The sequence below is a fragment of the Cryobacterium sp. TMT1-3 genome (genome assembly GCF_004402315.1).
Classification (GTDB): Bacteria; Actinomycetota; Actinomycetes; order Actinomycetales; family Microbacteriaceae; genus Cryobacterium; species Cryobacterium luteum.
Genome location: NZ_SOFW01000034.1, coordinates 138,639 through 163,071 on the forward strand (window position 1 = coordinate 138,639; position 24,433 = coordinate 163,071).

20 protein-coding genes are annotated in these 24,433 nt (G+C 66.3%); 15 read left to right on the forward strand and 5 right to left on the reverse strand.

Annotated elements, in window-relative coordinates; genetic code table 11:
* Window positions 1-38: 38 nt before the first annotated feature.
* Complete coding sequence (glgP, locus tag E3O25_RS11550; RefSeq protein WP_092108805.1) at window positions 39-2,606, forward strand: alpha-glucan family phosphorylase; 2,568 nt, start codon at window positions 39-41, stop codon at window positions 2,604-2,606.
* Between the two features lie 22 nt (window positions 2,607-2,628).
* Here glgP and glgX read toward each other — a convergent pair whose 3' ends face one another.
* Entirely contained in the window at window positions 2,629-4,707 is a 2,079-nt protein-coding gene (gene glgX, locus E3O25_RS11555; RefSeq protein ID WP_134361196.1) for a glycogen debranching protein GlgX, read from the reverse strand.
* Between the two features lie 85 nt (window positions 4,708-4,792).
* Between glgX and E3O25_RS11560 the strand changes: the two genes are divergently transcribed.
* From E3O25_RS11560 to ligA, 3 genes are read left to right on the forward strand one after another with little or no spacing between them, the layout of a single operon-like run.
* On the forward strand, window positions 4,793-5,989 hold the full coding sequence (locus E3O25_RS11560) for a cysteine desulfurase family protein (protein WP_134361197.1): 1,197 nt from the start codon (window positions 4,793-4,795) through the stop codon (window positions 5,987-5,989).
* Between the two features lie 37 nt (window positions 5,990-6,026).
* Window positions 6,027-7,205 carry a tRNA 2-thiouridine(34) synthase MnmA gene (mnmA, locus tag E3O25_RS11565; RefSeq protein WP_194085949.1) on the forward strand — a complete coding sequence of 393 codons (1,179 nt, stop codon included), beginning with the start codon at window positions 6,027-6,029 and terminating at the stop codon, window positions 7,203-7,205.
* Window positions 7,198-9,447: an NAD-dependent DNA ligase LigA gene (gene ligA / locus E3O25_RS11570; RefSeq protein ID WP_134361198.1), complete on the forward strand. Its 2,250-nt coding sequence runs from the start codon at window positions 7,198-7,200 to the stop codon at window positions 9,445-9,447. Before mnmA ends, ligA begins: the two co-directional genes overlap by 8 nt.
* A 51-nt stretch (window positions 9,448-9,498) precedes the next feature.
* Here the strand turns inward: ligA and E3O25_RS11575 are convergent, their stop codons facing one another.
* Window positions 9,499-10,641, reverse strand: a complete 1,143-nt coding sequence (locus E3O25_RS11575; RefSeq protein ID WP_134361199.1) for a glutathione-independent formaldehyde dehydrogenase — start codon at window positions 10,639-10,641, stop codon at window positions 9,499-9,501.
* Window positions 10,642-10,876: 235 nt separating this feature from the next.
* Window positions 10,877-11,698, reverse strand: a complete 822-nt coding sequence (locus E3O25_RS11580; RefSeq protein ID WP_134361200.1) for an aldo/keto reductase — start codon at window positions 11,696-11,698, stop codon at window positions 10,877-10,879.
* 255 nt (window positions 11,699-11,953) lie between these two features.
* Here E3O25_RS11580 and gatC point away from each other — a divergent pair, with 255 nt between their 5' ends.
* The 5 genes from gatC to E3O25_RS11605 are packed head-to-tail and all read left to right on the forward strand — an operon-like array spanning window position 11,954 to window position 16,675.
* Window positions 11,954-12,250, forward strand: coding sequence for an Asp-tRNA(Asn)/Glu-tRNA(Gln) amidotransferase subunit GatC (gatC, locus tag E3O25_RS11585; protein ID WP_134361201.1), 297 nt, complete (start codon window positions 11,954-11,956; stop codon window positions 12,248-12,250).
* A gap of 2 nt (window positions 12,251-12,252) precedes the next feature.
* Window positions 12,253-13,800 carry an Asp-tRNA(Asn)/Glu-tRNA(Gln) amidotransferase subunit GatA gene (gene gatA, locus E3O25_RS11590; RefSeq protein ID WP_134361202.1) on the forward strand — a complete coding sequence of 516 codons (1,548 nt, stop codon included), beginning with the start codon at window positions 12,253-12,255 and terminating at the stop codon, window positions 13,798-13,800.
* A complete protein-coding gene (gatB, locus tag E3O25_RS11595; protein ID WP_134361203.1) occupies window positions 13,800-15,305 on the forward strand; it encodes an Asp-tRNA(Asn)/Glu-tRNA(Gln) amidotransferase subunit GatB in 1,506 nt (501 codons plus the stop codon). Before gatA ends, gatB begins: the two co-directional genes overlap by 1 nt.
* 3 nt (window positions 15,306-15,308) lie before the next feature.
* Window positions 15,309-15,575, forward strand: a complete 267-nt coding sequence (locus E3O25_RS11600) for a hypothetical protein (RefSeq protein ID WP_092108784.1) — start codon at window positions 15,309-15,311, stop codon at window positions 15,573-15,575.
* A 5-nt stretch (window positions 15,576-15,580) separates the two neighbouring features.
* Window positions 15,581-16,675: a VIT1/CCC1 transporter family protein gene (locus E3O25_RS11605; RefSeq protein ID WP_092108782.1), complete on the forward strand. Its 1,095-nt coding sequence runs from the start codon at window positions 15,581-15,583 to the stop codon at window positions 16,673-16,675.
* A gap of 9 nt (window positions 16,676-16,684) precedes the next feature.
* On the opposite strand, the gene E3O25_RS11610 is transcribed toward E3O25_RS11605, so the two are convergent.
* Both E3O25_RS11610 and E3O25_RS11615 read right to left on the reverse strand, forming a co-directional pair.
* Window positions 16,685-17,479 carry a cache domain-containing protein gene (locus E3O25_RS11610; RefSeq protein ID WP_134361204.1) on the reverse strand — a complete coding sequence of 265 codons (795 nt, stop codon included), beginning with the start codon at window positions 17,477-17,479 and terminating at the stop codon, window positions 16,685-16,687.
* Window positions 17,476-18,282 (reverse strand): FadR/GntR family transcriptional regulator, encoded by an 807-nt coding sequence (locus E3O25_RS11615; protein ID WP_134361205.1) that lies wholly within the window; start codon window positions 18,280-18,282, stop codon window positions 17,476-17,478. Before E3O25_RS11615 ends, E3O25_RS11610 begins: the two co-directional genes overlap by 4 nt.
* 118 nt (window positions 18,283-18,400) lie before the next feature.
* On the opposite strand from E3O25_RS11615, the gene E3O25_RS11620 reads away from it, so the two are divergent.
* From E3O25_RS11620 to E3O25_RS11645, 6 genes are all read left to right on the forward strand, one after another.
* A complete protein-coding gene (locus tag E3O25_RS11620; RefSeq protein ID WP_134361206.1) occupies window positions 18,401-19,438 on the forward strand; it encodes an ABC transporter ATP-binding protein in 1,038 nt (345 codons plus the stop codon).
* A 44-nt stretch (window positions 19,439-19,482) separates the two neighbouring features.
* Complete coding sequence (locus E3O25_RS11625; RefSeq protein WP_092108774.1) at window positions 19,483-20,676, forward strand: ABC transporter substrate-binding protein; 1,194 nt, start codon at window positions 19,483-19,485, stop codon at window positions 20,674-20,676.
* A 33-nt stretch (window positions 20,677-20,709) separates the two neighbouring features.
* On the forward strand, window positions 20,710-21,636 hold the full coding sequence (locus tag E3O25_RS11630; protein ID WP_092108772.1) for an ABC transporter permease: 927 nt from the start codon (window positions 20,710-20,712) through the stop codon (window positions 21,634-21,636).
* A gap of 9 nt (window positions 21,637-21,645) precedes the next feature.
* Window positions 21,646-22,446: an ABC transporter permease gene (locus E3O25_RS11635; RefSeq protein WP_134361207.1), complete on the forward strand. Its 801-nt coding sequence runs from the start codon at window positions 21,646-21,648 to the stop codon at window positions 22,444-22,446.
* A 242-nt stretch (window positions 22,447-22,688) separates the two neighbouring features.
* Window positions 22,689-23,933 (forward strand): DNA polymerase IV, encoded by a 1,245-nt coding sequence (gene dinB / locus E3O25_RS11640; protein ID WP_092108768.1) that lies wholly within the window; start codon window positions 22,689-22,691, stop codon window positions 23,931-23,933.
* On the forward strand, window positions 23,930-24,256 hold the full coding sequence (locus tag E3O25_RS11645; RefSeq protein ID WP_092108766.1) for a hypothetical protein: 327 nt from the start codon (window positions 23,930-23,932) through the stop codon (window positions 24,254-24,256). The genes dinB and E3O25_RS11645 overlap by 4 nt, the downstream gene beginning before the upstream one ends.
* Window positions 24,257-24,433 lie beyond the last annotated feature (177 nt).

Below are 24,433 nucleotides of genomic sequence, written 5' to 3' on the forward strand. Positions count from 1 at the left end.
TTACGTATTGGACACGTGACACCTCTAAGGTTGACCTCGTGAAGGCCATCCGCAAATTTACCGTCCGCGCCGTTCTCCCCGAGCCGCTCGCGGCTCTCGAGGAGCTTGCCGGCAATCTCCGCTGGTCGTGGCATGAGCCCACCAGACAGCTGTTCGAGCGTATTGCCCCGGATCTGTGGCGCGAGATCGGCACCGATCCGGTCGCTCTGCTCGGCGCTGTCGACCCACGTCGCCTCGACGAGCTCGCGCAGGACCACGACTACGTTGGCGAGGTCAATGCCACCCGCGACGGGCTGCGTGACTATCTCGACCAGCCTCGCTGGTACCAGGGACTCGAGGGCGAAAAGCCCGCCGCAATCGCGTACTTCTCACCGGAATTCGGTATCGCCGCCGCCCTGCCGCAGTATTCGGGCGGGCTCGGTATCCTGGCCGGTGACCACCTCAAGAGCGCTTCAGACCTTGGCCTGCCGCTGGTGGGCGTTGGACTGTTCTACCGTGCTGGGTACTTCAGCCAGGCCATCTCGCCCGACGGCTGGCAGATGGAAAGCTACCCGCTGCTCGACCCCGACGGGTTGCCGCTCGCCGTGCTGCGCCACGCCGACGGCTCGGCCGTGCAGGTCTCGCTCGCGCTTCCCGACGAGCGCACGCTGCACGCGCGGGTTTGGCAGGCCAAGGTGGGCCGGGTGCGCCTGCTGCTGCTCGACGCGGACATCCCCGAAAATGCCGACGACCTGCGCCTGGTCACCGACCGTCTCTATGGCGGCGGCGGCGAACACCGACTGCTGCAGGAACTGCTGCTGGGCATCGGCGGCGCCCGCGCCGTGAAACTGTGGAGTTCGCTGCACGGCCTGCCGGAGCCGGAGGTCTTCCACACCAACGAGGGCCACGCCGGGTTCCTCGGTCTCGAGCGCATTTCCAGCCTGATCGGTGAGGGCCTGAGCTTTCAGGAAGCCCTGCAGGTGGCCCGGGCCGGGACCGTCTTCACCACCCACACCCCGGTCGCCGCCGGCATCGACCGGTTCGAGCGTTCGCTCGTGCGTCGCTACTTCGGCACCGATCTGCTGCCCGGCGTCGACGTGGACGACCTGCTCGCGCTCGGGGCGGAAAGTTACGCCGGCGGCTCCTCCGAAGTGTTCAATATGGCCATCATGGGGTTGCGGCTCGGCCAGCACGCCAACGGCGTGTCCACCCTGCACGGCGAGGTCAGCCGCCGCATGTTCAACGGACTCTGGCCCGGTTTTGATTCAGCGGATGTTCCGATCACGTCGATCACGAATGGTGTGCACGCTCAGAGTTGGACCGACCCGGCACTGAAGAGCCTCGCGCAGGCCAAGCTCGGCACGAGCGACACGACGATCGCCAATTGGGCCTCGCACGAGGTCTCCGACCAGGACCTCTGGTCGGTGCGCGGTCAGATGCGCCTGCAGTTCGTCGAGGATGCCCGCCGCCGCCTGCTGGGCGCCTGGCGCGACCAGAACCCCGGCGGCATCCCGCCGGCCTGGATCGGCCGGGTTTTCGACCCGAACGTGCTGACCATCGGATTCGCTCGCCGCGTCCCCACCTACAAGCGCCTCACCCTGATGCTGCACGATCCGGAACGACTGCGCGCCCTTCTGCTGCACCCGGAACATCCGATTCAGATCGTCATCGCCGGCAAGTCCCACCCCGCCGACGAAGAGGGCAAACGGCTGATCCAGAAAATCGTTCAGTTCGCCGCCGATCCGGCTCTGCGCACGCGCATCGCTTTTCTGCCGGACTACAACATCGCGATGGCGCAGCTAATGTATCCGGGAACGGATGTCTGGCTCAATAATCCGCTCCGCCCGCTCGAAGCCTGCGGTACCAGCGGCATGAAAGCCGCTCTCAATGGCGCGCTGAACCTGTCGATCCTCGACGGATGGTGGCCGGAATACTACGACGGTAAAAACGGCTGGGCCATTCCGTCAGCCGATTCGGCCGGCGACCCCGCCGAACGTGACCGGCTCGAGGCCGAGGCGCTCTACGACCTGATCGAACACCAGGTGGCGCCGACCTTCTACGAACGCAACGCCGACGACGTTCCGGAACGCTGGGTATCCAATATCCGTCACACCCTGTCCACCCTGTCGCCGCAACTGTCCGCCGACCGCATGGTGAGCGAGTATGTGCAGCGCCTGTACCGCCCCGCCGGGCACTACGAAGCGCTCATGTCGGCCAACAATTACCGTGCCGCCCGCGAACTGGCGGCGTGGAAGGGGCGGATCGTGTCGGCCTGGCCGCAGGTGGCGGTGACCCACGTTGAATCCGGCGGCGTCTCGTCGGTACCCGAAGTTGGCGATGACCTGCACCTGCGCGCACACGTGCAGTTGGGCGGGCTGGCACCCGAGGATGTGACGGTCGAGGTCGTCTACGGCAAGAGCCTGGGCACCGATGAATTGCGCGACGTGGCCATTGCGGCGCTCGAACCGGCATCGCCCGACGAAGCCCCGCCGGGTGGCGCCACCCTCTTCACCGGAACGGTCGAACTCGACCGGGCCGGAGCGTTTGGGTACACAGTGCGCGTCGTTCCCCGGAATGATCTGCTGATCAGCCCGGCCGAAATGGGCCTGGTCGCCCTCGCGAACTAGCCCGCTGGCCCAGCCCGGCGGGCTAGGCCAGCGGTGTGCGGCGCGGCACGAAGGCGCCGTGCGCCCGCATCAGCTGCATCGAAGCGCCGGACACGAACAGGGGGGTACCCGGCGCGTGCTCGATGACCGAATCGCGCAGATCGTCGTGACCGGAATCCCAGAGCAGCGTGTAGGCATCCACTCCCTCGTGCGCGGGCAGGGTGACCGTCTCGTCCTGCTCCCTCGCGTTGATCACCAGCAGAATGCGGTTGAAGGCTTCGTGTTCGGGGGTGGACGCCGCCATGTACTGCAGGGTGCGCTCGGTCGGCGAGTTCCAGGCATCACCGGTGAGCACCTCGCCGGCCATGTTGTACCAGTCCAGCTGGCTCGCGCTCGGCGTGGTCTCGCCGAACCGACCGAAGTGCACGGGGCGCAGAGCCGGGTTCTCCCGCCGCAACTGCAGCAGCCGGCGCGTGACCCGGTGCAAGTCCTGCTGCCAGTCGTCGAAGTCCCAGTTGAGCCAGGTCAGCTCGCTGTCCTGGCAGTAGGCGTTGTTGTTGCCGCGCTGGCTGCGCCCGAACTCGTCGCCGGCGGTGAGCATGGGAATACCGGCCGAGAGCAGCAGCGTGCCGAGCATGTTGCGCATGGCTTTGCGCCGCGTCGCCAGAATAGCCACGTCGCGGGTCGGACCCTCGACCCCGTGGTTGTAGGAGTTGTTGTTGTCGGTGCCGTCCCGGTTCGACTCGCCGTTGCCGAGGTTGTGCTTCACGTCGTAGGCGGTCAGGTCGGCCAGGGTGAACCCGTCGTGGGCGGTGATGAAGTTGAGCGAGGCGAGCGGTCCGCGAGCTTCGGAGAAGGTGTTCGACGACCCAGCGACGCGGGTCGCGAACCGGCCGATGCCGCTGCCGGCCGAGCCGGTCAGGCGCAGGCTCTTCATATCGGACAGCCAGAAATCCCGCATGCGGTCGCGGTAGCGGTCGTTCCACTCGGTCCAGCCTGGCGGAAAATTGCCGGTCTGCCAGCCGCCCTGGCCGACGTCCCACGGTTCAGCGATGAGTTTCACTCCGGCCAGTTCCGGGTCGTCGCGAATCTCGGTGAGCAGCGGATGCCCCGGGTCGTAGACGACGCCGGCGTCCCGCCCGAGCGTCGCGGCGAGATCGAAGCGGAACCCGTCGATCTGCAGGTCGTTGGCCCAGTAGCGCAGCGAATCGAGCACGAGACGTTTCGGCACGTCGTGGCTGAAGTTGACCGTATTGCCACAGCCGGTCACATCGATGTACGCGCCGGACTCGTCCTGCCGATAGTAGGCAGAGTTGTCGATGCCGCGCAGGCTGGTGACCGGACCGTTGCGACCCTCTTCAGCGGTGTGGTTGTAGACGACATCGAGGATGACCTCGAGCCCCGCCTCGTGCAACAGTTTGACCATGCCCTTGAACTCACGCAGCACGCTTGCCGGCCCGGCAGACTGGGCTGCCTGGGTGGCGTAGTCGGCGTGCGGGGAAAAGAAATTGAGGGTGTTGTACCCCCAGTAGTTGATCAGACCCTGTTTAATCAGTCGCTGCTCCGACACGAACGCCTGCACCGGCAGCAGCTCGACCGCGGTCACGCCGAGGTCTTTCAGATAGGCGATGGTCGATTCGTGGGCGAGCCCGGCGTAGGTTCCACGCAGCGCGGCCGGAACCAGCGGATTCAGCCGGCTGAGGCCGCGCACGTGCGCCTCATAAACCACAGTGTGGTCGAGGGCCGTTGCCGGTTTTGCGGTACCGTTCCAGTCGAAATAGTCGTCGACGACCGAGGATTGCCACAGCCCGGCTCCCACCCGAACCAAACCACGAGAATACGGTTCGATCAGGGTTTTCTCCGGGTGGAACGAGTTCTTAGGGCTCGCCGGACCCGACACCCGGATGCCGTAGCGGTGCCCCGGTGACAGGGTGCGCGATTTGCCGGACCAAACGCCGTGCACGTCCATGGTCATCGGCACGCTCTTGATGATCCAGTTCGGGTCGGTGTCGTCGAACAAGCACAACTCCATGGCGTCGGCGTGCTCGGCCCAGACACGGAGTTCGCCACCGGCGCTGGTCAAGCGCACACCGAGGTTGCGCAGGGGGTCGGTGGAACTCATGGGTTCAAGAGTAATCAGTGTGCAGGGAGGCTGACGACCACCGGCATCCGCCCGACGACAAATTTGGGGGGCGTAAAATAGGGCCATGGTTGTCTATTTGGACCATGCGGCGACCACGCCCATGCTTCCCGCCGCTATTGCCGCCTATGCCGAAGCGATGGGCGTCGTCGGCAACCCCGCCTCGGTGCACAGCCAGGGCCAAAATGCGAAACGGATGCTCGAAGAGTCACGGGAAATCGTGGCGGCGAGCCTTGCCTGCGACCCGATCGAGGTGATCTTCACCGGAAGCGGTACCGAGGCCATCAACCTCGGCATCAAGGGCCTGTACTGGGCGCGCGCCCCGCGCCGGCGCATTTTGGTGCCGGGCGGCGAACACCACGCGACCCTCGACACCGTCGAGTGGCTCGCCGAGCACGACGGCGCGACCGTGGAATGGATCCCGCTCGACGATCAGGGGCACATCGATCTCGGCGCGCTCGCGGCTGCCATCGCGCGTGACCCCCTCGATGTGGCGCTCGTGAGCCTGATCATGGCCAACAATGAGGTCGGCACCATCGAGCCGGTCGCGGAGGTGGCGGCGCTCGCCGCGGCCCAGGGAATTCCGGTGCACGTCGACGCCGTCGCGGCGTACGGCTACATTCCGGTGGACTTTCGCACGCTTGCCGTGGCCGGAGTGTCGGCGTTGAGCGTCTCGGCGCACAAGGTCGGCGGCCCGGTCGGTATCGGCGCCCTCGTACTCGGCCGCGCTACCACGGTCGAACCGCTCATCCACGGCGGTGGGCAGCAGCGCAAGGTGCGCAGCGGAACCCAAGACGTCGCGGGGGCGGTCTCGTTCGCGGTGGCGGCATCCGCTCTGTCGGTTGAACAGCTGGCGGGTCAAGGTGGCGGCGAAAGCGCACGCCTGGCCGCGCTGCGCGACCGGGTGATCGCCGGGGTGGCCCGGCTGGCTCCCGGTGCGGTTCTCAACGGCGACCCTGTGCACCGGCTGCCCGGAAACGCCCACTTCAGCTTTGCCGGCTGCGAGGGGGACTCGCTGCTGTTTTTGCTCGACGCCGCCGGGGTGTCGGTGTCGACCGGGTCGGCCTGCCAGGCCGGCGTGCCGGAGCCCTCGCACGTGCTGCGGGCCATGGGACGCAGCGAAGCTGAGTCCCATGGCGCCCTGCGCATCACGCTCGGCCACTCGTCGACCGACGCCGACGTCGACGCGCTGCTCACGGCTCTGCCCGCCGCGCACGCGCAGGCGCTCGCCGCCGGCATGGCCGATCGGGTGCCCGGGCACTGACGTTTGTTCAAACAGGCACTCCGCGTACACTCGTTGGGTGAAGGTTTTAGCAGCAATGAGTGGCGGTGTTGATTCCGCCGTCGCAGCCGCGCGTGCGGTCGAAGCTGGACACGAGGTGGTCGGCGTTCATCTCGCACTGAGCCGCATGCCGGGCACACTGCGCACCGGCAGCCGCGGCTGCTGCACCGTCGAAGACTCGATGGATGCCCAGCGCGCCGCCAACATCATGGGCATTCCCTACTATGTCTGGGATTTCTCCGAACGGTTCAAGCTCGACGTCGTCGACGATTTCATCGCCGAATATGCGGCCGGCCGCACCCCGAACCCGTGCATGCGCTGCAACGAGAAGATCAAGTTCGCCGCCTTGCTCGAAAAGGCCATGGCCCTCGGCTTCGACGCCGTCTGCACCGGCCACTACGCGAGCATTCTGACGGATGCCGACGGCAACAAGCAGCTGCACCGCGCAGCCGCCTGGGCGAAGGACCAGTCCTACGTGCTCGGCGTGCTCACCGCCGACCAGATCAACCACTCCATGTTTCCGCTCGGTGCCACGCCGACCAAGGCCGAGGTGCGGAAAGAAGCCGCCGAACGCGGCTTCTCGGTGGCGAACAAGCCGGACTCCTACGACATCTGCTTCATTCCCGACGGCGACACCAAGGGCTGGCTCGGCGAACGGGTCCCCCCGGTGACCGGCGACATCCTCGACCGGGAGGGCAACACGCTCGGCCAACACGACGGCGCCGTCGCGTTCACCGTGGGCCAGCGCAAGGGCCTGTCGATCGGCACCCCCGCCGCCGACGGCAAGCCGCGCTTCGTGCTCGAGGTGCGCCCGATCAGCAATACGGTCGTCGTCGGCCCCAAGGAGGCGCTCGCCATCAAGGAGATCGCCGGCAACAAATACACCTGGGCCGGGCTCGCCCCCGAGCACCCCGAGGTGGAATTCGCCTGCCACGTGCAGATTCGCGCCCACGCCGACCCGGTGCCGGCCGTGGCCCAGGTCGTCTCCACGACCGCGGTCACCGGCATCGACGGCACCGTCGAACTGCGCATCATCCCCGCCGAGCCGCTCAATGGCGTCGCCCCCGGCCAGACCGCCGTCGTCTACGTCGGTACCCGGGTGCTCGGCCAGTGCACCATCGACCGCACGGTCAGCGCCGTTCCTGTTTCCACCCCTGAAATGATCGCTTCGGCCAGCCCCGTCCCGGTCAATGCCTGAGTCCGTCGCCGAGACCACCCCCGACGCGCTGAGCGTGGCCGCCGCCGAGGCGGCCGACATCACCACGCGTGTGCTTGCCGCCCGGGACGCCTACTACGGGCAGGATACGGTCGTCATCTCCGACGCCGAATACGACCTGCTGGTGCAGCGCCTCGGCGAACTCGAGCGGCTCTACCCCGAACTGCAAAGCCAGGACAGCCCCACCCAGACCGTCGGCGGGCGCGCCGAGGTCACCCTGTTCGACCCGGTCACCCACGCCGAACGGATGCTCAGCCTCGACAACGTGTTCTCGCTCGACGAGTTCGAGGTCTGGGCCGGTAAAGCCGCCGAGAACTCCGGCCGCGCGGTGCATTTCCTGTGCGAGCTCAAGATAGACGGCCTCGCCATCAATCTGCGCTACGCCAATGGTGTGCTGGTCTCAGCGGCGACCCGCGGTGACGGAGTCGTCGGCGAAGACGTCACCGAGAACATCGACCTCGTGCCCGGCATCCCGTCGCGTCTGGCCGGCACCGGGCATCCGCCGCTGATGGAGGTGCGCGGTGAGGTGTTCTTTCCCACGGCCGCCTTCGACGACCTGAACGCCGCGCAATCCGCAGCCGGCGAGCGCGTCTTCGCGAACGCCCGCAACGCGGCGGCCGGGTCGCTGCGGCAGAAAGCCGCCGGCAAGAACGCCGACCAGCTGCGTCTGATGAAGGCTCGCCTGAATCGTCTGCGCATGCTCGTGCACGGCATCGGCGCTTGGGAGAAGCCGCCCGTTCAGACCCAGTCCGAGGTGTACGGCCTGCTGGCTGGCTGGGGCCTGCCGACCAGCAGCTACTTCAAAGTGGTCCCCTCGATCGCCGAGGCTGCGGAGTTCATCGAGTACTACGGAGCGCACCGCGGCAGTGTCGTGCACGAACTCGACGGCATCGTGATCAAGATCGACGAGCTCGCCCTGCACGCCGAACTCGGCGCCACCAACCGGGCGCCGCGCTGGGCGATCGCCTACAAGTACCCGCCGGAGCAGGTCAATACGAAACTGCTCGACATCGTCGTGAGTGTCGGCCGCACCGGGCGTGCCACCCCCTTTGCCGTCATGCAGAAGGTGCTGGTAGCCGGCAGCGAGGTGCGCCAGGCCACCCTGCACAACCAGGATGTCGTCAAGGCCAAGGGTGTGCTGATCGGCGACACGGTCGTGCTGCGCAAGGCCGGCGACGTCATTCCCGAGGTGCTCGGCCCGGTCGTCGAACTGCGCGACGGTACCGAACGGGAATTCGTGATGCCCCTGAACTGCCCGGAATGCGGCACCCCGCTCGCTCCGGCCAAGGAGGGCGACATCGACCTGCGCTGCCCCAACGCGCGCAGTTGCCCCGCGCAGGTGCGCGGCCGGGTCGAACACATCGGCAGCCGCGGCGGCCTCGACATTGAGGTGCTCGGCGAGGTCGCGGCCTCCGCGCTGACCCAGCCGACCGTGCCCGAGGTGCCACCGCTTTCGACCGAGGCCGGCCTGTTCGACCTCGAACTGGCCGATCTGCTGCCCATTCAGGTGATCGTGCGCGACGCCGAGACCGGGCTGCCCAAGGAAGACGACGACGGGGTCGCGAAAATTCGCATGCCGTTCAGCCGCAATCCGAACCCCGCCGAGAAGAAAGCCGGGCTGACCGGTCTGCAGCCCTCGGCGAGTGCCCTCAAATTACTCGCCGAGATCGAGAAAGCCAAAACCAAGCCGCTCTGGCGCATCCTGGTCTCGCTCAACATCCGTCACGTCGGTCCGGTCGCCGCTCGCGCCCTGGCCAACCACTTCGGCTCGCTCGAGGCGATTCGGGCGGCCACGCGTGAGGAACTCGCCGAGGTCGACGGCGTCGGCGGCATCATCGCCGACGCGGTGCTCGACTGGTTCCTGGTGGACTGGCACGTCGAAATCGTCACCCAGTGGGCCGCGGCCGGCGTGCAGTTCGCCACGCCGGGCCACCCCGGTCCGGGCGCGGCCGAGGCCGCCGGGGGAGTGCTCGCCGGGCTCACCGTCGTGGCGACCGGGTCGCTCGAGGGCTTCACCCGGGAGGGCGCCCAGGAGGCGATCATCGCCGCCGGCGGCAAGAGCGCGTCGAGCGTGTCGAAGAACACCGACTTCGTGGCCGCAGGGCCGGGCGCCGGGTCGAAGCTCGGCAAGGCCGAAACCCTCGGCATCCGCATTCTCGATGCCGACGAGTTTCGAACCTTACTCGAGGGTGGACCGGCCGGTTTGGCACCCGCGTCCTCGTGAGTTCACTCCCTCAACGGTCGAGTCCGGGCGGTGATCGCGCCGCGGTCCGGCCTACTCGGGCTTGAGAATGACCTTGGTCCACCCCTTGTTGCGATCGCCGAAGTTCTTGTAGGCATCCGCGGCGTCGCTGAGGGGGACCTCGTGGGACACGATCCATGAGGGCGTGGCCTTGCCCACGGCAATAAGGTCGCGCAATTGCCGATTGTATTTCTTCACCGGGCATTGGCCGCTGCCCATACTCTGGCCTTTGAGCCACTGCAGGCCGTAGTCGATGGCAAGCTTGCCCTGTTTGGCGTTCGTGTCGAAGCCGCCGGGATCTGCCGGCAAAAAGACGCCGACAACGCCAATGCCCCCGGTAATGCGCACGGACTGAATCAGCCGATTCAGAGTCATCGCGGGATCTTCGGTGCCCTGTGGGTCGTGGGCCTGATAGCCCACGCATTCACAACCCCGGTCCGCGCCGATACCCTTCGTCTGGTCCAAGATGAACTGAACCGGGTCTGTCTTTGAATCATCCACGGCGATCGCACCGATCTGCTCGGCGAGGGCCAGCCGATCCGGGCGTCGGTCCACCACCCAGACCTTACTCGCGCCCTTGATCGTCGCAGACAGGGCGGCCATCAGCCCGACCGGACCCGCGCCATAAATCACTACCGTGTCGCCGGGGATCACGCCGGCCATTTCGGTGGCGTGGTAGCCCGTAGGAAAGATGTCCGAGAGCATCACGTAATCGTTCTGCTTTTCTATGGCGTCTTCACCGAGGCGTAGGCAATTGTTGTCGCCGTAGGGCACACGCAACATATCGGCCTGCCCACCAGGGTACGGCCCCATGCCAGCGAAGCCGTAGGCAGCGCCCGCGCCGACCGGGTCCGGTTGAGTAGTCATACAGTAATTGGTAAATCCGCGTTCGCAATTCTTACAGAAGCCGCAGGAGATATTAAACGGCAGCACGACCCGATCGCCGACCTTGACGGCGTCGACGCCGTTGCCGACTTCGATGACCTCGCCCATGTTCTCGTGACCAAACGTGCGTCCAGCCTCGAAATCGGTTCGTCCCTCGTACATGTGCAAATCTGAACCGCAAATATTTGTAGCTGTGATGTGGACCAGAACGTCGGTGGGGCGTTCGATCTTGGCGTCCGGAACCTCTTCAACACTGACCGAGTTGGGGCCTTTGTAAACGACTGCTTTCATTTCTCTTCACTCCCATATTTCGTGACGGTGAAGACAGAAGTTCCGTCTTCACTTACGGAGATGTTCTGAGTCTGAATGTCCGAACAGCCGCGGGCCGCACGGAAAGTGTGCATACCTCAGGTCTATCATGATCACATTTCTCCTGCCAGTTTCGCTCTGGCACGGGTGGGCGGAAGTGCGTTGGCTGGATCGTCGTCGCGGAAAACAGGTCTTCGTCACGAAACAACAGAAGACGTCACAGAATATCGAGCGGTTGCTTGCCGTGGGGCGCCGGAAATGCGTTATCCAGCGACAGGCAATCCTCGGCGTCGAGCACCACCGCAGCAGCGCCGACATTTTGATGCACGTGCTCCACGGACGATGCCTTGGGAATCGCTATGACGCCCGGTTGCCGAATGACCCAGGCCAGCGCGATCTGGGCGCCCGTCACTCCGTGCCGCTGTCCGATTTCGGTCAGTAGCGGATGCTCAAGCAGGGCCGGTCCCTGACCGAGTGGCGAATATGCCATCAGCGGCATGCCCAAGCGTTGTTGCCAGGGCAGCAGATCAAATTCGATGCCCCGACTGCCGAGGTTGTAGAGCACCTGATTGGTGGCGCATCCGTCTGGCGCTCGCCCCAGATCTTCCTGGTCGAAATTAGACAGCCCCCACCGCCGAATCTTGCCAGCGGCACGGAGGGTTTCAAACCCCTCGACGGTCTCGGATAGTGGAAAACTGCCGGACCAATGCAGCAAATAGATATCCAGTCGATCGGTTCCAAGCCGGCGCAGACTGCGCTCGCAGGCAGCGACAACGCCACTGCGGCTCGCGTTGTGCGGGTAGACCTTGCTGACCAGCACGACCTCATCGCGGTGACCTCGGATAGCTTCGCCGACCAGTTCTTCCGAGGCACCGGCGCCATACATTTCGGCGGTGTCGATCACGGTCAGGCCGGCGTCGATCCCTGCCCGGAGGGCCGCCACCTCGTTTGTTCGCTTCGCGGCGTTCTCACCGAGATGCCAGGTTCCCTGGCCAATGACGGGCACCCTAGCGCCGTCGAAAAAATCGGTCTCTCGCATGCGTTGTCCTTTCATCGTGTGCATTCCAGACGGTCTGGCCTACCGTATCCTCGACACTCAGTATGAGGTCGGCACGGTTCACCGACGCAGTCCGCACACGGATCTTCATCTGACCCGAGCCCGGTTCAGGGCTCGGGAGATCCCGCATCGAAAGCACGGATCCACTCGGGTTCTGCGTGGTGAGGTCGGCGGAACGGGCTCGCGGCGGCTGGCGAATAGGATTGAAGAATCCACCCCAATGCGTATCGGAGCACCATGTCTGAAATCACGGCCGAGCAGGTTGCCCATTTGGCTTACCTTGCCCGGATCGACCTCAGCCCCCTCGAGATCACCAATCTCACCCACGACCTCGGTCAGATTGTCGACTCGATCGCCAAGGTCTCCGAGGTCGCCACCGCCGACACCCCGGCCACGAGCCACCCGATGCCGCTGACCAACGTGTTCCGCGAGGACGTCGTTGTGCCGTCCCTGACAGTCGAGCAGGCCTTGTCCGGCGCTCCCGACCGTGCCGGTGACAAGTTCCGCGTGCCCGCCATTTTGGATGAGGATTAAACATGACCTATCTCACCAAGCTCTCCGCTGCCGCTCTCAGTGACCTGCTCATCAGCAGGGAGGTCAGCGCGGTCGAAGCGACCCGCGCCCACCTCGACCACATCACGGCGGTCGACACCGACCTGCATGCGTTCCTGCACGTCGCGGGCGACGCCGCCCTCGCGACGGCAGCACAGATCGACGCCCGACGCGCCGCCGGCGAAGAACTGAACCCGCTCGCCGGAGTTCCGATCGCGATCAAGGACGTGCTCGCGACCCAGGACATGCCCACCACCGCCGGGTCGAGAATTCTCGAAGGCTGGGTTCCACCGTACGACGCGACCGTCGTCGCTCGCCTTCGTGCGGCCGGCCTCGTGCCGCTCGGCAAGACCAACATGGACGAATTCGCCATGGGCTCCTCGACCGAACACTCCGCCTACGGAATTACGCGCAATCCCTGGGACCGCGACCGTATCCCCGGCGGCTCCGGCGGCGGCTCGGCCGCGGCCGTCGCCTCCTTCCAGGCGCCGCTCGCCCTCGGTAGCGACACCGGCGGATCCATCCGCCAGCCCGCCGCCGTGACCGGATCGGTCGGCGTCAAGCCCACGTACGGCGGGGTCTCCCGCTACGGCGCGATCGCCCTCGCGTCGAGCCTCGACCAGGTCGGCCCGGTTTCCCGCACGGTCTACGACGCTGCTCTGCTGCACGACGTCATCGGCGGGCACGACCCGCTCGATTCGACCTCGCTGACCGAGCGCTGGCCCTCGATGGCCGCCGCCGCCGCGGCCGGGCTCCAGGACGATGCCCTCAGGGGTGTGCGCGTCGGTGTCATCAAGGAACTCTCCGGCGACGGATTCCAGGCCGGCGTCACGCAGCGCTTCAACGAAACGCTTGCGCTGCTCGTTGCCGCCGGCGCTGAGATCACCGAGGTCTCCGCCCCGAACTTCGAGTACGCCGTCGCGGCCTACTACCTGATTCTGCCGGCCGAAGCGTCGAGCAACCTGGCCCGCTTCGACTCCGTGCGTTTCGGTATCCGGGTCAACCCGGAGAGCGGCTCGCTCACGAGCGAGCACGTGATGAGCGCCACCCGTGAGGCCGGTTTTGGCGCCGAGGTCAAGCGACGCATCATCCTCGGCACCTACGCCCTGAGCGCCGGTTACTACGACGCCTACTACGGCAGCGCGCAGAAGGTGCGCACCCTCATCCAGCGCGACTTCGCCGCCGCGTTCAGCCAGGTCGACGTACTCGTCTCGCCGAGCGCCCCGACCACCGCGTTCAAGTTCGGTGAAAAGCTTGCCGACCCGATGGCCATGTACATCAACGACGTCACCACCATCCCGGCCAACCTCGCCGGTGTGCCCGGCATGAGTATCCCGATCGGGCTGGCACCCGAAGACGGCCTGCCGGTTGGCCTGCAGATCATGGCACCCGCCAAAGCGGATGCCCGCCTTTACACCGTCGGTGCCGCGATCGAGCAGCTGCTCGAAGCGAGCTGGGGGCACACCATGCTCAGCCAGGCTCCAGCCCTGACCCCGACCGAAATGTTTGCCAGCGAAGAGGGAGCCGTCTGATGCCCAGGTCAGAATTGATGGACTACGACAAAGCACTCGAACTGTTCGAGCCGGTGCTCGGGTTCGAGGTGCATGTCGAGCTGAACACCAAGACCAAAATGTTCTGCGGCTGCGCCAACGAGTTCGGCTCCGGCGCCAACACGAACACCTGCCCGACCTGCCTGGGTCTGCCCGGCGGTCTGCCGCAGGTGAACAAGAAGGCGATCGAATCCAGCATCCGTTTGGGGCTGGCTTTGGGGTGTGAGATTACAGAGCACTCCCGGTTCGCCCGCAAGAACTACTTCTACCCCGACACGGCGAAGAACTTTCAGACCAGCCAGTACGACGACCCGATCTGCCACGACGGATCCATCACGATCGAACTCGAAAGCGGCCGCCTGGTCACCGTCGAGATCGAACGCGCCCACATGGAAGACGACGCCGGCAAGCTCACCCACATGGGCGGCGCCACAGGACGCATCCAGGGCGCCGACTACTCGCTCGTCGACTACAACCGCGGCGGTGTTCCGCTGGTCGAGATCGTCACCCAGATGATCGAGGGAGCCGAACACGACGCCCCCGAGATCGGCAAGACCTACGTCGCGGCCATTCGAGAGATCGCCAAGGCGCTCGGCGTCTCCAACGCCCGCATGGAAGAGGGCAACGTGCGCTGCGACGCAAACGTGTCCCTGCGCCCGCGCGGCTCGAACGTGCTCGGCACCCGCACGGAGACCAAGAACGTCAACTCGCTGCGCAGCGTTGAACGTGCGGTGCGCTACGAGATCCAGCGCCAGGCGGCCGTGCTTCATGCCGGCGGCACCATCACCCAGGAGACCCGGCACTGGCACGAAGACACCGGTCGCACGAGCGCTGGTCGTCCCAAGAGCGACGCCGACGACTACCGCTACTTCCCCGAGCCCGACCTGCTGCCGATGGCGCCGTCGCGGGAATGGGTTGAAGAACTGCGCCTAACCCTGCCCGAGCCGCCCGCGGCCAGACGAAAGCGCCTGCAAGCCGCCTGGGGTTTTGTGAACCTCGAGTTCCAGGACGTCGTCAACTCCGACCTGCTCGACGCTGTCGAAGCGACCGTCGCTGCCGGGGCATCCGCTCAGGCCGCACGTAAGTGGTGGACCGGGGAAATCGCCCGACTCGCCAACGTGGCCGGCGTCGCCGCTGACACGCTCGTGACTCCGGTGCAGCTCGCCGCGCTGATCGAACTGGTTGAGGCGGGAACCCTCACCGACCGCCTGGCCCGTCAGGTGCTCGAGGGGGTCATCGCCGGGGAAGGGACCCCGACCCAAGTCGTCGACAGTCGCGGCCTCGCCGTGGTCTCCGACGACGGCCCGCTCGTCGCGGCCATCGACGCTGCCCTGCTCGGCCAGCCCGACGTGCTCGCCAAGATTCGCGATGGCAAGGTGCAGGCCGCCGGCGCCGTCATCGGCGCGGTCATGAAGGCCATGCGTGGGCAAGCGGATGCCGCACGCGTGCGCGAACTCGTGCTCGAACGCGCCGCCACAATCGAGTAGCCGGTGACGCTTCAGGCTTTCGGTGTTGGCGTGCAGGTCGTCGTTCACCTTGACCGTACCCGGTTTCCCGACTCTCTCATCGACGACCCGATCGGCGTGATCGTGGCAGCGGGGGAGTCGGAGGGAGCCGGCCTCTACGCGCCGACCGTGGTGCGGGAAAAGTTCTGGGTCGTGCGCTTCGAGGAACCCTTCTTCGGCCTCGACGGTTCGGGCCCGCACGATTCCGCGCGGATCCCGCAGAGCTTCCTGGAAGCGGCGCCGGAGGCGTGAGCGGTATGGAGCGGGACGGGCGGGAACCGTCGGCCAGGGACATCCGTCGGTGGCGGCAGTACCTGGCTGACGAACAGGCCGAGGCTGCGGTGTACCGTGACCTCGCCAACCGGCGGGGTGGTGAGGAACGTCAGATTCTGCTCGCCCTCGCCGACGCTGAGGGCCGTCACGAGGAACACTGGCGGCAACTGCTCGGCCCCAATCTCGGCGCGCCCCGGCGTGGCGCTCTGCGCACCCGGTTTCTCGGGCTGCTCGCCCGCCGGTTCGGTTCGGTCTTCGTACTCGCGCTCGCCCAGCGCGCCGAAGGGCGCTCGCCCTACGACGCCGACGCCGACGCGACGAACGCCATGGCCGCCGACGAGACCGTGCACGAGGAGGTCGTGCGCGGACTCGCCGCGCGCGGCCGCAAACGCCTGTCCGGCACGTTTCGTGCCGCCGTGTTCGGCGTCAACGACGGCCTGGTCAGCAACCTCGCGCTCGTGCTGGGGATCGGCGCGACCGGGGTGTCGCCCGCGACGATCCTGTTCACCGGCATCGCCGGGCTGCTGGCCGGGGCGCTCTCGATGGGCGCCGGCGAGTACGTCTCGGTGCGGTCCCAGCGGGAACTACTCGAAGCGTCCACCCCCGCGGCACCGGCCAAGAGCGTGCTCTCGCACCTCGACCTCGCCGCCAACGAGCTGACCCTCGTGTACCGGGCCCGCGGCATGTCAGAGGCCGAAGCCGAGACCTACGCCCGCGGCGTGCTCGCGACCGCCTACGCCGCGACGGGCCCGATCGACGCGGTCAGCAAGCAGGCGCCGGAGCCTGACGAACACGAGGCCATTGGTACGGGAACCGGGGCCGCCCTGTCGAGCTTCTGTTTCTTCGCCTCCGGCGCACTGCTGCCGGTGCTGCCGTACCTGTTCGGCATGAGCGGCGACGCGGCCATAATCCTCGCGACGGTCCTGGTCGGCATGGCTCTGCTCGCCACCGGCGCCGTCGTCGGCTTGCTCTCGGGTGGTCCACCGCTCAAGCGCGCGCTGCGGCAGCTCGTGATCGGCCTCGGCGCGGCCGCGGTCACCTATCTGCTCGGGCTGGTCTTCGGCACCACGCTGGGCTAGTTCGGCCGGCTACCCCGGTGCCGGGCCGGCGACGACCGCGAGTCCGGTGCGGCCGCACCACTGGAACGAGTGTGCGTTGCCTCGTCCGAGTGTTGTCGTCGGCAGCGTGCGGTCGGCCAAAAGCTCGGTCAGTCCCGGCAAACGTAACAGCGCCCCGGTCGCGAGGTGGGCGTCGGTCGAGACAACCACCCGACCGCTCGCGTTGATGATCGTCACCGCGACGCCACCGGCATCCAGGCGCGGTACCAGATCGCGTTCGATCTGATCGACCGACAGGTCGATACCGACGACTCCGATCAGCTCGGAGCCGCCGCGGTAGACCGGCAGCGTGAGCGTCAACGTGTACTCGTCGGTGCACAAGTAGTCCACATAGGGCCCGGTGATGTGTCGGCGACCGGTGCGGGCCGGAACCCGCCACCACTCCAGCGCGGTATAGTCCCGAAAACTTTCCTCGAGCGGGTCTTCGACCGTTTCCAGATGACGGATGCCGGCGGCCGGCAGCCCCCGCGACGCCGCGTTCTTCCCGCCCAGCCACCAGGCCAAATGCCAGCCCATAAAGTTTGGGGCGGAGACGAAGCCGGCCCCGATCACGCATCCGTTTGAGTCATCGAACTCGGCGCGCACAAGCTTTTCGACCAGGAGGTCGAGTTCGGCCCGGTCGAGAACACGACCGGGCCGGGCGGCAGAGCGCTCGACCAGCTCAGCCCACTGTTCCAGACGGGAGAGGACCGGGTCGAACACGTCGGCAATGGACGCGACGCAGGCGTCGGTGGGCGGCGTCGTATGCCCCGGCGCGATGGTCATGCGGGTGCCCCGGTCGGTACTGGCGAGGACGTGCTGCCGGTCATGGTCGACCTGCCTTTCTGTTCCAAGACTGCCTTCGCCTCGATCAGCCACTCGATCGATTCGGTGATCTGCGAGACGGTGAGCTGCCGGGCGCGGGCGCCGTCCTCGGCGACGAGGGCGGCGACCGTTTCGCGCTGCACCGCTTTGCAGCGCTCCCGTCGGAGGGGTTCGCGCAGGCTGAGCCAGAGCAGTGAGCCGAATTCGGCCTGCAGCCGTAATTCTTCGCGCACGAGCCGGGGGGACTGGCTGAGCGCGGCCACTTCGAGACGGAAGGTGCCCTGCCCGCGGCGCGCGGCATCCGCTGTGCCGGCGTCGGTGTGATCGAGGATGTGCTCGAGGTTGGAGATGTCGGCGGCGCTCGCCCGGTCGGCGGCGAGTTCGGCGGCCAAGCCGGCTATTGCGGAATAGTGCACGCCCAGGTCGCGCATCTGCACCCGGGACCAGGCCAGAAGGCGGTCGTCCTGCAGGTCGGTGGCGCCCCCGCCGGTGAAGGTGACGAAGCTGCCGCCGTCCCGACCGCGTTTGGTGTGCACGAGGTTGTTGCGGCGCAGAATCTCGAGCGCTTCGCGGGCGGTGACCGTGGCGACGCCGAGCTGGCGGGCCAGTTCGGCCTCGCTCGGCAGCCGTTCGCCATCGTGCAGCACCCCGAGCACAATGGCGTCGGTCAGGCGCTGCAACACCAGTTCGGCGCGCCCGGCACCATCCAGCGGAGCGAAAATGGCCGCGCGGGTTCCCGATCCGGCGCGGATGGACTGCGGCATGGGCTGCTCATTTCAGGTTGTGACACGACCGTAACATCCCGGCGTACCTTCATGACATCTAACTCCATATGATTACCGGTGAGTGAGCAGAGAGCCAGCGACTGACGGAGGAAATCGTATGACCGGTGCGCAGCCCGCCATCCGTTTGACCGGACTGACCAAGAGCTTCGGCAGCGTCACTGCCGTCGACGAGGTCGACCTCGACATCGCCCCGGGCGAATTCTTCTCGATGCTCGGGCCGTCGGGTTCGGGCAAGACCACGGTGTTGCGCCTCATCGCCGGCTTCGAACAACCCACGAGCGGCACGATCTCCCTGCTCGGCCGAGACGTCACCGACCGGGCACCTTTCGACCGCGACGTCAACACCGTGTTCCAGGACTACGCCCTGTTTCCGCACATGAGCGTGCTCGACAACGTCGCCTACGGGCTGCGCGTGCGCGGCGTCGCCAAACGCGCCAGGCAGGAGCAGGCCAGAGCGGCCCTCGACACCGTGCGCCTGGGCGGATTCGCCGATCGCAAGCCCAGCCAGCTTTCCGGCGGGCAACGTCAGCGGGTTGCCCTCGCCCGCGCCACCGTCGTGCAGCCCAAGGTGTTGCTGCTCGACGAACCGCTCGGTGCCCTCGACCTGAAGCTGCGCGAGCAGATGCAGGTGGAACTCAAAGAACTGCAGCGCAACCTCGGCATCACGTTCATCTTCGTCACCCACGACCAGCAGGAAGCCCTCACCCTCAGCGACCGCATCGCGGTCTTCAACGACGGCAGGATCGTGCAGCTCGGCACCCCGGCCGAGATCTACGAGCGCCCGGCCTCTTCGTTCGTCGCCGCCTTCGTGGGTACCTCGAACATCTTCGACGACAGCACCTCGCAGGCCCTCCTCGGCCGCGGCGGCGTGCACTCGGTGCGCCCCGAGAAGATCAGCGTCGCCACCGAGAACCTGCCTCTGGTGGCCGATCGCACCGCTGCCGGGGTACTCGCTGAGGTTATCTATGTGGGCAGCAGCACCCAGCTCATCGTCGACCTCGACGCCGGAACACGCGTCGTGGCGCTCGAACAGAACGACGCCCACCGCGTGGCGAGCAAGGGACGCGGCGCTCGGGTGACCGTGGGCTGGAACGACTCCGACATCGTCACCCTGACTGCCCCCGCTCTCACCTGATCGATTCACGAATGCCCAAATTGATTCACGAATGGAGAAAAGTCATGAAACGCACCCCGGCACGCTATGCCTCTGGCGCCCTCACCGGCGTCGCCATCGTCTCGGTAGCCCTGCTCCTCACCGCCTGCGGAACCAGCCAGGGCGGCGGCAGTGCCGAACCGACCCAGGCGCAGACCGAACTCGGCGAGATGGAAGGCAGCGTCTCGCTGCTGGCCTGGCCCGGCTACGTCGAAGACGGAAGCAACGACCCGACGGTCGACTGGGTCAGCGCCTTCGAAGAGAAAACCGGCTGCACCGTCACCAGCAAAACCTACGGCACCTCCGACGAAGCGTTCAGCCTCATGAAAACCGGGGACTACGACGTCGTCGCGGCCTCCGGTGACGCCTCGCTGCGGCTCGTCGCCGCCGGCGACGTCGCGCCGGTCAACACCGACCTCATTCCCAACTACGACGGCATCTTCGACTTTCTGAAGATGCAGTCCTGGAACAGCGTCGACGGCGTCTCCTACGGAATTCCGCACGGCTACGGCGCCAACCTGCTCATGTACAACACGGAAGTCGTCACCCCAGCACCGACCTCGTGGGACGTCGTCTTCGATAAGTCGTCCGCCTACAAGGGTGCGGTGACTGCCTACGATTCGCCGATTTCGCTGGCGGATGCGGCGGTCTACCTCATGGCACACCAGCCGGAATTGGGCATCACGAACCCGTATGCGCTCGACGAAACGCAGCTCGCGGCATCCGTTCAACTCTTCAAGGACCAGCGCGAGAACATCGGAGAATACTGGTCGGACTACCTCAAGGAGGTGCAGGCCTTCGAAACCGGTGACACCGTGGTCGGCACCACCTGGCAGGTCATCCACAACTCGCTTGCCGAGGGTACCCCGGCCGAGGTCGTGCTGCCGGAAGAGGGCGCGACCGGCTGGTCGGACACCTGGATGATCGCCGCCAAGGCGAAGAGCCCGAACTGTGCATACGCCTGGCTCGACTACATCGCGAGCCCCGAAGCGAACGCACAGGCCACCGAGTACTTCGGTGAAGCGCCGTCCAACGCCGGAGCCTGCGACTTCACGGTCAACCCGGATCACTGCGCGGTCTTCCACGCCGGCGATGCCGAGTACGCCGCCCAGATCTGGTACTGGTCGACACCGATCGCCGAGTGCCTCGACGGGCGCACCGACGTCAAGTGCACCGACTACTCCGATTGGACCACGGCCTGGCAGGAAATCAAAGGTTAGTCCGCCTGATCGAGTCAGACAGAAGGAATAACCATGACGGTTGACGCTTCCGCGCCACCCACTCGCCGGGCGGTGCTGCCGCCGCAACGGGGCAGCATCGCCCGGCGGGGCTCGGTTTTTCTCAGCCGGCACCCGCGCGTGCGGCTGTCGCTGCTGCTCGGTGCGCCCCTGTTCTGGCTCGGCCTGGTGTACATCGCGGCGCTGGCCGCGCTGCTGATCACCGCCCTGTGGACGGTCGATTCGTTCACCGGGCAGATCTCCCACACCTGGACCCTCGATAATATCGTGGCGGTGCTCACCGGATCGCTCTACCAAACCGTGACGCTGCGCACGGTGGGCGTTGCGCTGCTGGTCACCATCATCGACATCGTGATCGCGTTGCCGATCGCGTTCTACATGGCGAAGGTTGCGAGCCCCAGGGCTCAGCGCATCCTCGTGATCGCTATCCTGATGCCGCTCTGGGCGAGCTACCTCGTGAAGGCCTACGCCTGGCGTTCGGTGCTGTCCCAGGGCGGTATATTCGAATGGCTCGTCGCACCGTTCGGCGGGCACAGCCCCGGTTACGGCCTGCCGGCGACGATCATCACCCTGTCCTACCTGTGGCTGCCGTATGTCATCCTGCCGATCTACGCCGGCCTGGAGCGGGTGCCGGATTCGCTGCTGGAGGCATCCGCTGATCTCGGTGGCGGCACCTGGTCGACACTGCGGCTGGTCGTGCTGCCGATGATCTGGCCGGCGATCATCGCCGGGTCGATCTTCAGCTTTTCCCTGTCGCTTGGTGATTACATCACCGTCAATATCGTCGGCGGGGCCAACCAGATGCTCGGCAATCTCGTTTATAGCAATGTCGGGGCGGCCAACAACCTGCCGCTCGCGGCGGCGATCGCGCTCATCCCCATTCTGATCATCTTCGCCTACCTCGCCGCGGTGCGGCGCACGGGTGCGCTCAATAACCTCTAGGAGCCTGTCATGCGTTTGAGCCGACCGGCTCGCGGCCTGCTCGCGGCCATCACTGCCGTGGTTCTGGCCCTCATCTACCTGCCGCTGCTCGTGGTGTTCGTGAACTCGTTCAGCACCAGCCAGAATCTCACGTGGCCGCCGCCGGGCTTCACCGTGAAATGGTGGGCGAAGGCATTTCAGAGCGACGGAGCCCTCGACGCGGTGCTGACCAGTCTGCAGGTGGCGCTCGCTTCAACGGCCATCGCTCTCGTACTCGGCACGCTGATCTCGATCGGGCTGCAACGCTTCGAATTCTTCGGCCGGGACGCCATCAGCCTGCTGGTCATCCTGCCCATCGCCCTGCCCGGCATCGTCACCGGCATCGCGCTGAACAATGCCTTTCGTACCGGTCTCGGTGTGCAGCTGTCCATTCTGACGCTCATCATCGCTCACGCCACGTTCTGCATCGTGACCGTGTTCAATAACGTGATCGCCCGGCTGCGGCGTCTCGGCACGAGCCTCGAAGAGGCCTCCTCCGACCTCGGCGCGGGCATCTGGACGACGTTTCGCCTCGTCACGTTTCCCCAATTGCGGTCGGCGCTGTTTGCCGGCGGCCTGCTCGCCTTTGCTCTGAGCTTCGACGAGATCATCGTGACGACATTCACCGCCGGATCCAGCGTCAAGACCCTGCCCCTGTGGATTTTGGACAACCTGTTCCGGCCCAACCAGGCGCCGGTGGTCAACGTCATCGCGGTGGTGCTCGTGCTGGTGTCGATCATTCCCATCTATTTCGCGCAGCGCATCGCCGGCGCCGAGAAGGTCGTGCGCTAGCTTTCTGCTGGCCCATGCGCACGAAAATGGGGGAGTTTGCCGTGCGGCCGGGTGCCACCTGGGGCTAATTCAGGAAATGCGAACCACGAGCCCTTAGGGGACCGGTATTTCCGGGGCACGGACTGCCAGACCACCACGGATTTCCTGATTTAGCCACGGGGAGCCGGGTCGGGGTGAGGTCGAGGACGAGGCGGGCCTGTGGGTTGTAGCAGGGACGGGCCGGATCAGGTTAGGGTTTTTCGGTGGGCAGACAGGACGGCAGCGGGCGGCAGGTATCGGCGGATGGCGTCGATGACCGTTCGGCCACCGTGCTGCACGTCGACCTCGACGCCTTCTTCGTCTCGGTCGAACTGCTTTCGCACCCGGAGTTCATCGACCAGCCGGTGATCGTCGGTCATCGCGGCAATCGTTCGGTCGTCACGGCGGCCAATTACATCGCCCGGCGCTACGGGGTGAACTCGGCCATGCCGATGGCGCTCGCGCTGCGGCAGTGCCCGAACGCGATCGTGCTCGCGCCGCACATGGGGTTGTACCGGGACTTCTCCGCCCGGGTCATGAGCATCTTCGACGACGTGACCCCGCTGGTCGAACGGCTCGGCATCGACGAAGCCTTTCTCGACGTGGCTGGGGCAACCAATCTGTTCGGCTCACCGGCCGCGATCGGCGAACTCCTCCGCGCCCGGGTGTTCGCCGAGACCGGCCTGGTCTGTTCGGTCGGTGCGGCGTCAACCAAGTTCGTTGCCAAACTGGCCTCCGGTCTGGCTAAACCGAACGGCCTGCTGGTGGTTCCCGCCAACGAGACGATCGCGTTCCTGCATCCGCTGCCGGTGACCGCCCTCTGGGGAGTCGGGGCCGCAACAGAGCAAATGCTGACCCGCCTCGGCTTGAAACGGATCGGCGATATCGCGCACACGCCACTGGACGTGCTGAAGAAAACGCTGGGGGAGGCATCCGGTGTGAAGCTGTACGAACTCTCCTGGGGACGTGACCCGCGCGCGGTGACGATCGAGCGGGAGGAGAAAAGCGTCGGCCACGAGGTGACCTTCGAACACGATGTGACGGATGTCGACCGGTTGCGCAGCGAACTGCTGCGACAGTGCGACCTCGTCGCCGCACGGCTGCGGCGGGGCGACCTGGTGGCCCGTCGGGTGGCCCTCAAACTGCGCTACACCGACTTCAGTACGGTCACCCGATCGCGCACCCTCGCCGAACCGAGCAATGTCGGTCGCCGAATCTACGAGGAAGCGGTGGCCGCATTCGACCTGCTGGCCGCGTCGGGCATTCGGGTACGCCTGATCGGGGTGCGCGCCGAGCAGCTTGGCACGGCATCGGGGTCGGTAGGACTGTGGGATCCTGACGAAGACTGGCGGGGTGCCGAACTCGCCGTCGACTCGGTCACCGAACGATTCGGGGCGGGAACCGTGCGTCCGGCCTCGTTCTTCAAGCCTCGCCCTTCGGACACGAGTCGCGCTAACCTGTTGGAATGACCAGCCTCCCGGAAAAACTCGCAGATACCTTCCGTTCCGCCGGCGTGAAGTCGGCCTATGGCGATCCCGTGCAAATCGACGGTGTCACCCTCGTGCCGGTGGCCCTCAGTTACTACGGCTTCGGCGGCGGTGACGCCGGCGAAGGCGGTGCCGGATCCGGCGGTGGCGGTGGCGGAGTATCGCTGCCGATCGGTGCCTACGTGAAGTCGGGCGGGACCGCCCGCTTCGAACCCAACGTCATCGCGCTGCTCGCCGTGGGGGTGCCGTTTCTCATCGTCGCCGGCCGCGCCCTGGCCCGGGTGATCAAAGCCCTGAAGAAGTAGCCTCTTCCGCTGCACCGGGCTCGCGGCCCCGCCGCTCGTTCTATCCGGGCCCGGGCCCGGAAAGTGGGCCCAGGATAGACTTGGGTTCTACTGGTCGTTGCAACACCCAGACTCTTGGGAGTTTGTATGACCACGTTAAACCCGACCAATGAGCCCTCGACCGACGAACAGAATCCG

Bases quoted from the DNA above. Each gene is read 5' to 3' on its own strand.
- E3O25_RS11615 (WP_134361205.1), bottom strand. From the start codon at position 18,282: ATGCCGCAGTCCATCCGCGCCGGATCGGGAACCCGCGCGGCCATTTTC.
- E3O25_RS11645 (WP_092108766.1), top strand. From the start codon at position 23,930: ATGACCAGCCTCCCGGAAAAACTCGCAGATACCTTCCGTTCCGCCGGC.
- E3O25_RS11560 (WP_134361197.1), top strand. From the start codon at position 4,793: ATGGTTGTCTATTTGGACCATGCGGCGACCACGCCCATGCTTCCCGCC.
- E3O25_RS11575 (WP_134361199.1), bottom strand. From the start codon at position 10,641: ATGAAAGCAGTCGTTTACAAAGGCCCCAACTCGGTCAGTGTTGAAGAG.
- glgX (WP_134361196.1), bottom strand. From the start codon at position 4,707: ATGAGTTCCACCGACCCCCTGCGCAACCTCGGTGTGCGCTTGACCAGC.
- gatC (WP_134361201.1), top strand. From the start codon at position 11,954: ATGTCTGAAATCACGGCCGAGCAGGTTGCCCATTTGGCTTACCTTGCC.
- E3O25_RS11635 (WP_134361207.1), top strand. From the start codon at position 21,646: ATGCGTTTGAGCCGACCGGCTCGCGGCCTGCTCGCGGCCATCACTGCC.
- E3O25_RS11620 (WP_134361206.1), top strand. From the start codon at position 18,401: ATGACCGGTGCGCAGCCCGCCATCCGTTTGACCGGACTGACCAAGAGC.
- gatB (WP_134361203.1), top strand. From the start codon at position 13,800: ATGCCCAGGTCAGAATTGATGGACTACGACAAAGCACTCGAACTGTTC.
- E3O25_RS11630 (WP_092108772.1), top strand. From the start codon at position 20,710: ATGACGGTTGACGCTTCCGCGCCACCCACTCGCCGGGCGGTGCTGCCG.
- E3O25_RS11610 (WP_134361204.1), bottom strand. From the start codon at position 17,479: ATGACCATCGCGCCGGGGCATACGACGCCGCCCACCGACGCCTGCGTC.
- E3O25_RS11605 (WP_092108782.1), top strand. From the start codon at position 15,581: ATGGAGCGGGACGGGCGGGAACCGTCGGCCAGGGACATCCGTCGGTGG.
- gatA (WP_134361202.1), top strand. From the start codon at position 12,253: ATGACCTATCTCACCAAGCTCTCCGCTGCCGCTCTCAGTGACCTGCTC.
- E3O25_RS11625 (WP_092108774.1), top strand. From the start codon at position 19,483: ATGAAACGCACCCCGGCACGCTATGCCTCTGGCGCCCTCACCGGCGTC.
- E3O25_RS11580 (WP_134361200.1), bottom strand. From the start codon at position 11,698: ATGCGAGAGACCGATTTTTTCGACGGCGCTAGGGTGCCCGTCATTGGC.
- ligA (WP_134361198.1), top strand. From the start codon at position 7,198: ATGCCTGAGTCCGTCGCCGAGACCACCCCCGACGCGCTGAGCGTGGCC.